The organism is Colwellia sp. D2M02 (genome assembly GCF_018860755.1).
In the GTDB taxonomy this organism is placed as follows: Bacteria; Pseudomonadota; Gammaproteobacteria; order Enterobacterales; family Alteromonadaceae; genus Colwellia; species Colwellia asteriadis.
The window spans coordinates 16619-25635 of record NZ_JAHKPW010000065.1; the positions used below are offsets into that span (position 1 = coordinate 16619).

General features: G+C 39.5%; 7 protein-coding genes. 3 read left to right on the top strand and 4 right to left on the bottom strand.

All coding sequences use genetic code 11. The features are described 5' to 3' along the window. Positions 1 to 145 precede the first annotated feature (145 nt). The 3 genes from KO495_RS12120 (at position 146) to KO495_RS12130 (ending at position 4269) form a co-directional block, all read left to right on the top strand. Positions 146 to 631 (top strand): DNA polymerase III subunit chi, encoded by a 486-nt coding sequence (locus KO495_RS12120; protein WP_215980671.1) that lies wholly within the window; start codon positions 146 to 148, stop codon positions 629 to 631. A gap of 103 nt (positions 632 to 734) precedes the next feature. Next, positions 735 to 3593, top strand: a complete 2859-nt coding sequence (locus KO495_RS12125; protein WP_215980676.1) for a valine--tRNA ligase — start codon at positions 735 to 737, stop codon at positions 3591 to 3593. 466 nt (positions 3594 to 4059) lie between these two features. Beyond that, positions 4060 to 4269 carry a cold-shock protein gene (locus KO495_RS12130; RefSeq protein WP_215980672.1) on the top strand — a complete coding sequence of 70 codons (210 nt, stop codon included), beginning with the start codon at positions 4060 to 4062 and terminating at the stop codon, positions 4267 to 4269. Positions 4270 to 4466: 197 nt separating this feature from the next. On the opposite strand, the gene KO495_RS12135 is transcribed toward KO495_RS12130, so the two are convergent. From KO495_RS12135 to ribD, 4 genes are all read right to left on the bottom strand, one after another. After that, a complete protein-coding gene (locus KO495_RS12135; protein WP_215980673.1) occupies positions 4467 to 5669 on the bottom strand; it encodes a hypothetical protein in 1203 nt (400 codons plus the stop codon). 182 nt (positions 5670 to 5851) lie between these two features. Next, a complete protein-coding gene (gene ribB, locus KO495_RS12140) occupies positions 5852 to 6961 on the bottom strand; it encodes a 3,4-dihydroxy-2-butanone-4-phosphate synthase (protein ID WP_215980674.1) in 1110 nt (369 codons plus the stop codon). Positions 6962 to 7015: 54 nt separating this feature from the next. Beyond that, positions 7016 to 7684 carry a riboflavin synthase gene (locus tag KO495_RS12145; RefSeq protein ID WP_215980675.1) on the bottom strand — a complete coding sequence of 223 codons (669 nt, stop codon included), beginning with the start codon at positions 7682 to 7684 and terminating at the stop codon, positions 7016 to 7018. Positions 7685 to 7720: 36 nt separating this feature from the next. After that, complete coding sequence (ribD, locus tag KO495_RS12150) at positions 7721 to 8944, bottom strand: bifunctional diaminohydroxyphosphoribosylaminopyrimidine deaminase/5-amino-6-(5-phosphoribosylamino)uracil reductase RibD (RefSeq protein WP_354668385.1); 1224 nt, start codon at positions 8942 to 8944, stop codon at positions 7721 to 7723. Positions 8945 to 9017 lie beyond the last annotated feature (73 nt).

Below are 9017 nucleotides of genomic sequence, written 5' to 3' on the forward strand. Positions count from 1 at the left end.
AATTTAACGAAGCAGTTAGGAAAAATAGCGGCTAGAGAAACATTTGTTAAGCCGAGCTCAGGTTATCTAATACTCACCTTTGTTATGATGTAAAAAAAAGATAGCTTGTACTACAAGTTTTGCTGAAAATAATTAGGTTAATAACATGCAAACCCAAGTGATGTTTTACATACTCCCGAGTGATGATATTACAGAAGATAACGACAAAAACGTTAGCTCGGTAATTTATCAAGCGTGTTTGCAAGCCAGTTATTTTTATCGACAAAAACAACGGGTATTTATTTATACCGAAGATCTACAACAAGCCGAGCTTGTTGATGAAAATTTATGGGCGTTTAACGCTGACAGTTTTGTACCGCATAACTTAGCGGGTGAAGGTCCAAAACAAGGCGCAGCCGTTGAGATAAGTCATAATGCGCCTAAGGGGCGCAGAGCCGTATTAATTAACTTATCGACAACTGTGCCTAACTTTGCCAATCAATTTAACTATATTGTTGATTTTGTGCCGCATGATGAAACACTAAAACAACTCGCTAGAGAGCGCTTTAAAGCCTGTCGACAATGGGGCTTTAACGTCGAAAATCAAAAAATTGAACTGCCCAGTAACACCAATCCAAGCGATGCTTCATAGCGAAGACAAGCCATAAGGTATTACGGCAACTACGTTGAGACAGCCAAACGCCTTAAGCGTTTCATCCAACGACCATTTATCACTATTTTTATTGGAACACATGATGGAAAAAACTTTCAACCCAACCGACATCGAACAATCCTTGTATACCAGCTGGGAAGAGCAAGGTTACTTTAGCCCAACGGGCGAAGGCGACAGCTATAGCATTGCTATTCCGCCGCCAAATGTCACTGGTAGCTTGCACATGGGTCATGCTTTTCAACAAACCATCATGGACACTTTAATTCGTTATCAACGTATGCAAGGTAAAAATACCTTATGGCAAACGGGCTGTGATCACGCTGGTATTGCAACACAAATGGTCGTTGAACGTAAAATAGCGGCTGAAGAAGATAAAACACGCCACGATTACGGTCGTAACGGGTTTATTGATAAAATTTGGGAATGGAAAGAAGAGTCTGGCGGTACTATCGGTAAACAAATGCGCCGTTTAGGTAACTCTATAGATTGGACGCGTGAGCGTTTTACGATGGACGAAGGCATGTCAGAAGCGGTACAAGAAGTATTTGTTCGCCTTTATGAAGATGACTTAATTTATCGTGGTAAGCGTTTAGTTAACTGGGATCCAAAGTTTCATACCGCAATTTCAGACTTAGAAGTAGAAAACAAAGATAAAAAAGGTCATATGTGGCACTTACGCTACCCGTTAGCAAATGGTGAAAAAACCGCGGAAGGCCATGATTATTTAGTTGTAGCCACTACCCGCCCTGAAACCATGTTAGGTGATACCGGTGTTGCGGTGAACCCTGAAGATCCGCGCTATAAAGATTTAATTGGCAAGCAAGTATTATTACCACTGGTTAACCGTTTAATTCCCATTGTTGGTGATGATCATGCCGACATGGAAAAAGGTACAGGTTGCGTAAAAATAACCCCTGCCCATGACTTTAACGACAATGAAGTGGGTAAACGTCATCAATTACCACAAATTAACATTTTCGATAAAGACGCTGCAGTATTAGCAACAGCAGAAGTTTATGACACCAAAGGCGAAGCTTGTGGTGCATACGATGCTCAATTACCCAGTGAATTTGCGGGAATGGATCGCTTTGATGCCCGTAAAGCCATCGTTGCTAAATTTGACGAACTAGGCTTATTAGTTGAAGTAAAAGATCATGACTTAGTTGCTCCGTACGGCGATAGATCTGGCGTTATTATTGAGCCATTACTTACCGACCAATGGTATGTTCGCGTAGAAAAATTAGCCGGCCCTGCGGTAGATGCAGTAAAAGATGGTCAAATAGAGTTTGTTCCAAAACAGTATGAAAACTTATACTTCTCATGGATGCGCGACATTCAAGACTGGTGTATCTCTCGTCAGCTTTGGTGGGGACATCGTATTCCAGCTTGGTATGATGAAAATGGTAAAGTGTATGTAGGTCGCACTGAAGCTGAAGTTCGTGCTGCTAATAGCATTGCTGACGATATAACGCTAAGCCAAGATGATGATGTATTAGATACATGGTTCTCTTCTGCTTTATGGACCTTCTCAACCTTAGGTTGGCCAAAAGATACCGACGATTTAAAAACCTTCCACCCAACTGATGTACTTGTGACAGGTTTTGATATTATTTTCTTCTGGGTTGCGCGTATGATCATGATGACTATGCACTTCAATAAAGATGAAAATGGTAAAGCACAAATTCCATTTAAAAAGATTTACATGACCGGCCTTATTCGTGATGAAAATGGCGATAAAATGAGTAAATCAAAAGGTAATGTTATTGATCCTTTAGATATGATCGATGGTATTTCTCTTGAAGATTTATTAGAAAAACGTACCGGCAATATGATGCAGCCAAAAATGGCCGCTAAAATTGAAAAGCTAACCAAAAAAGAATTTCCTAATGGCATTGAAGCACACGGTACTGACGCTTTACGTTTTACCTTAACGTCAGTTGCGACTACAGGTCGCGATATCAGCTGGGATATGAAGCGTCTGGAAGGTTACCGTAACTTTACTAACAAGTTATGGAACGCAAGTCGTTACGTACTCATGAATACTGAAGAGTTTGATTGTGGTACAGATGCAAATGCAGAAATGGAACTTTCATTAGCGGATCGTTGGATTATCGGTCAGTTTGAGCAAACCGTGAAAACAGTGCACGAAGCGTTTGACTCATTCCGTTTTGACTTAGCATCACAAGCTTTATATGAGTTCACATGGAACCAATTTTGTGATTGGTACTTAGAATTAACCAAGCCTGTATTATTTAAAGGCAATGAAGCGCAACAACGTGGTACACGACATACCTTAGTTAATATTTTAGAAAGCTTACTGCGTTTAATGCACCCAATTATGCCATTTATTACCGAAACAATTTGGCAACGCGTACAGCCATTAAGTGACTTTAGTAAACAAGGTGACTCAATCATGACTCAAGCGTTCCCACAATTTAACGAAAGTAATTGTGATCAACAAGCAATTGGTGATTTAGAGTGGGTTAAGCAATTTATTGTCGCTATTCGTAATATTCGTGGTGAAATGGATATTTCACCAAGTAAACCATTACCGGTATTACTGAAAAACGTTAATGACAACGATAAACGTCGCTTAAGTGAAAACGAGCAATTTTTAAGTGCGCTTGCTAAGCTTGAAACCATTAATGTACTTGCTGATGATGAACAAGGCCCAGCCTCAGCGTCTGCTGTTGTTGGCGATTTATCTGTGCTTATTCCAATGGCAGGGCTGATTGACAAAGAAGCCGAGCTAGCGCGTTTAGACAAAGCAATCGACAAAATTGAAAAAGAAGCCGCTAAAACCCGTGGTAAGTTAAGTAACGATAACTTCGTCAGTAAAGCACCAGCAGCAGTTATCGAAAAAGAAAATGCCAAACTGGCAGAAGCGGATTCAACATTGGCTAAAATGCACGAGCAAAAAGCACAAATTGCGGCATTATAAATTTACCGTAAATTGACAAAAACCCCGGAAAAACGAAACGAAATGAGAGCTAAATTGTTCTCATTTCGTTTAATCTACCTTACAACCCCCTCGTAAATATTGCGCTGTAGCTCATATCTCATTGATATATCTTTATTACAAATAAATATTGAACTATTACGGTATTTTATAAAGCATATTAAAAATAACTGTGCTAGACTACTTTTGCGTTGAGTTCTTGCGTTGCAGATGAAGGTTTTACTGATTTTTGTTGTAGATTTATCAAGTTTTGATGTACTTGTATATTCTAAGCAAACGGATTTAAACAATGCAAACTAATTGTTTTGAGCATGTTTGTGATGAATATAGTTTGTATCCTTCCTCTTCCTGTACTTTTATGGTAGAGGGCATTTACTCGGGTGAAACGGTGATTATTCGTTATAGAAAAGAACCACATTATTATTTATGACTACGGGAAAATGTTAGTATGTCTGATACAGTTACTGGTAAAGTTAAATTTTTCAACGAAACTAAAGGTTTCGGTTTTATTGAGCAAGAAAATGGTCCTGACGTGTTTGTTCACTTCAGCGCAATCTCTGGAGACGGTTTCCGTACTCTAGCTGACGGCCAAGCTGTAACGTTTAGCGTAAAACAAGGTCAAAAAGGCCCTGAAGCTGAGAACGTTGTTGCTCAATAAGCTTTACCGCTTATAGCAAATGAAAAAAAACGAAGAAGAGCATTGCTCATTCTTCGTTTTTTTGTTTCTGGTCTTTCCTATTTTTCTAAGCAATCACTCAAACAAGACCTTCATTAGTAAAACCTCCCCCACACTTTAAGGGTTAAGCGTCCCAACAAAGCCTATTTAACCTGAGCTTTATCACTTATAATTACCGCTTAAATCTCCGCTAAAGATAATTCAAGCATGGCTTTAATTTGGTCAACAATCGCTTGATTGGTTTGGTGATCAAAGCCCTGAGTTTTAGGGGTATGAATATGACCAGTAGGAATATTCGAGCCCAGTTTATTACGCAACAAAATACTACGGTAAGATATTTCATTAGATAAGTAACCACCGCCACCACCTTCAACTGATACAGAGTCACTTAGCTCTTTCAGTGAATTAGCAGCAAAAGTTTTATTGTCTTCTTCTGATAGCGCCTTACCGTCAACTGCTTGACCTAATACCGTAATAGTTCGGTTATCATTAATTTTGTAAGGCCCTTTAGCTTTCATCATTGCTTGATAAGGTAAGCTGTATTGAACAAACTCTTTATTAGATAACTCAGCTTTTAACAGCTTTGGTACCACTGGCATGGTTTTACTGCCGCCGTTATAAACATTAAGATTATCTGGCGCACTTGAACTGCGTCTTAGTGCAGGAAAGTGCTCCAAGTCAAAATCACTGCGCCCCATAGAAATCGTTGCGATCATATCAACACTACCCAGTGCATAAAAAGGCGCTAATAAGTCTTCTATTTCACCTTGGTCAAAATCTTCAAAGCGCACCGGTATCATTACCGTATTAATTTCAGCTTTAACACCTTTATACTCAATTACCTTACCATCAAGCATTAATGCGGTTAATCCTGATGGATTACTTTGACTGATGTTTTTATCCAATAAAAACGGGTCAAAGCCGGTTAATAAAATACGCTTCTCAGTTTGTTGAGTGAAAGCTAAGTCATCTTGACCACGTGAACTCACTTCAAACTGTTCAACTAGCGCTTTATTTTCATGCAATGAAATATCAAGCGGGTTTTGCTTAAGAAACGCAGTAATTGCTAAGCGTGTCCAATAAAGCGGTCTATCATCCTTTAACCCCCCTTGTTGGTTTTGACGTTTACTAAACTGCCATAAATCATCACCTAACGCTGCCACCAACTGCCTTGCACTGGCGTAATTGTCTTGCTTTAACCATTGTTGTTCAAAGCTACGCCAATGGTAATAGTCACTAATGACAGGCATTGCTTGCTCAGCTTCGCTAAAACGTAACTCTTCAATGCTAAGACCTTGCTGTAATGTTGGAGTGGTTTGAGCAGCATAAGTGCTAGCGCTTTGTAATAACAAAACTGCGGTTAAGCTAGAGAGAAACTTCATAATGACCCTTAAGATAAAAATTTAAACAACGGATAAGTTAAAGAGATATCGCGCAATGCGCAAGTTTTCAATAAAAAAATGCCCTGATATTTCAGGGCATTTAACTATATTTACTTAACCTGAGTTCAGGTTACTTAATATTACTGAGTATTATCAGCTTGTATTTAAGTTTTAATAAAGTGCTAGTCGGCAATATATTCAACCACTTCAAGACCAAAACCAGATAACGAGTGATATTTAGTTTGTGAGCTTAACAAGCGCATTTTACTCACACCTAAGTTGGCTAGAATTTGCGAGCCAACACCAACATTACGTGAGCCAACATGACGATTAATTTCTTTTACCGTTTCACCAGCATCAATCTTAGCGTATTTTTCAACTAAGTTAATTAACTCAGTTGGTGATTCATGCTTACCTAATAATACTAAAACGCCACCTTCTTTACCTATACGCTCTAAAGCACTTGCCATTGGCCAAGTTGCTACGCTTTCACGCTGGCTGAATAATAAATCTCTAAAGGTATTTTCTAAATGAACGCGTACTAAAGTAGGCTCTTCAGGGTTAATATCACCTTTCGTTAGCGCAAAGTGTGCTTGTCCATCAATGGTATCTTTAAATACGGTTAGGTCAAACTCACCAAACGCCGTAGGTAATTTACATTGTGAAACACGCTCAATAGTGGTTTCTGTCGCATTTCTAAATTCAATTAAATCGGCAATTGTGCCCATTTTAATATCATGCTTTTGCGCAATAACTTCTAAGTCGTTACGACGCGCCATGGTGCCGTCTTCATTTAAGATTTCAACGATAACAGCCGCTGACTCAAAACCTGCCATACGCGCTAAATCAACACCTGCTTCGGTGTGGCCTGCGCGATTTAATACGCCGCCATCTTTAGCAATTAACGGAAAGATATGACCTGGTTGTACAATATCAAGGTGTGTGGCATTAGCATTGGCTGCCGCAAGTACTGTCGTTGCTCTATCGGCAGCAGAAATACCTGTAGTAACACCTGTTGCCGCTTCAATAGATACGGTAAAGTTGGTACTAAATTGCGCGTCATTTTTATCGACCATTAATGGCAGCTTTAATGTTTCACATTTTTCTCTGCTCATTGGCATACAAATCAAACCACGACCATGAGTTGCCATAAAGTTAATCGCTGCTGGCGTTACCTTTTCAGCAGCCATAATGAAGTCGCCTTCATTTTCCCTGTCTTCATCGTCCATTAAAATAACCATTTTACCTAAAGCAATATCATTGATTATTTCTTGTGGGGTATTTAAGTTCATTATTGTCTCTATGATCGTTAGTTAATTGATTATTAAGTTAGTGGTACAAGCAGGCTATTTAATAAACCCTGCTTTTTGCAACATGCTTTCGCTAATATTTGAAACAGGCTCAGTAGTCACTTCTTTAGTGAGCAAACGCTCTAAGTAACGCGCAATGAGGTCAACTTCTAAGTTAACTTTACTGCCAATTTTATACTCACTAAAAACCGTTTCTTTCACCGTGTGCGGCACAATAGTTAAACGGAATTTACCTGCAGCCAAACTATTAACCGTTAAGCTAGTACCATCAACGGTTACCGAGCCTTTTTCAGCAATATAATGGCTAAGCTCACTTGGCATGCTGAGCCAGTATTCCCAGCTGTTACCGTTATTGGTTATTGATAAAATTTCGCTAACACCGTCAACATGGCCAGAAACCATATGACCACCAAAGCGTGTACTTGCTAACATCGCTTTTTCTAAGTTAACGGCTTTTCCAACTTGGTAATGTCCAAAACCGGTGCGCTTAAGTGTTTCATTCGACACGTCAGCACTAAAACTGCCCTGCCCTGCTGCAGATTGAAAAGCAACCACCGTTAAACAAATACCATTAGTGGCAATAGAGTCACCTAGTTTAACATCACTCATATCTAAACTATTGGTCGCAATGTCAATACGCGCACCTTGTGCGTTAATGTTGATGGCTTTAATAGTGCCAACGGCTTCGATAATTCCTGTAAACATGGTTATTCTCTAAGGTTAAATTTATTAGTTACGATATTAATGATGAGTATTGCTAGCTGTATTATTAGCGCTATTTACCTTTGCAGTAATACGAATATCTGCACCAACCATAACCACTTCGTTGATCGATAATTGCTTAGTTTTTGCTAATTCAGTAATACTTGGCATTTCCACTAAGTTTTTGCCATCACCACCTAACAATTTAGGCGCTTGGTATAAAATTAATTCATCGACTAAGTTTTGTTCAAAAAAAGCACCTGCAAGCCTAGCACCAGACTCAAGTAAAACATCATTGATACCACGCGTTGCCAATAAAGCAAGTAGTGCTTTTAAATCGACCTTAGTCGTATTGTTGTCTGTATTGTTGTCTGTATTGCTCTCTTTTACTGAAGTCACTTGTACCTGTTCAACATAATGAGGCCAAGTGCGTAAGTTTTCAAGTTCAGTTCTAATGATTAATATCGGGGACGGCTGTTGAAAAAATGCTAGCTCTGGTGTTAAACGGTTTTGACTATCGATTACCACACGTAAAGGCTGACGAAGTTTATCTTCAGGGTAGCTTTTTTGTAATTCACCTAGTTCACTATAACGCACTGTCATTTTAGCATTATCGCTAATAATAGAGTCACAGCCTGTAATAATGGCACAACTTTGAGCTCTTAACCGTTGTACATCTTTTCGCGCAGCACCTTGGGTGATCCACTTACTTTCACCGCTGTGCATTGCGGTTTTGCCATCAAGGCTTGCCGCTAATTTACAGCGTACGAAAGGCAGAGTTGTGGTCATTTTTTTAATAAAACCAACATTAAGTGCGCGTGCAGCAGTTTCTAATAAACCAGATTGAGTTTCGATTCCCGCTTGTGCCAACATAGCAATACCGTTACCTGAAACTTGCGGATTAGGATCAACCATGGCTGAGATAACTTTGCTCACGCCAACATCAATTAACCCTTGCGCACAAGGTGGCGTACGACCAAAGTGACTACAAGGCTCAAGCGTAACATAGGCGGTTGCCCCTTTAATTAACGTCGGGTTTTTCTGCTTTGCATCGCGAATGGCGTTCACTTCAGCATGACCTTCACCTGCTTTTTGATGATAGCCTTCACCAATGATTTTACCTTGATTTACTAACACACAACCTACCCTAGGATTAGGCGATACGGTGTAATGGCCTTTTTTCGCCAATGCTATGGCCCTTGCCATAAATTGATGATCTTCTAAGGTAAATTCATGTTTTGGTGTAACCAAGGCTACTGTCACAATATTGTCTCTTAAGTTTAATTGGCGTCAAACACACTAACTTATTATCAATGAGTTAGTTAACCTGAGCTCG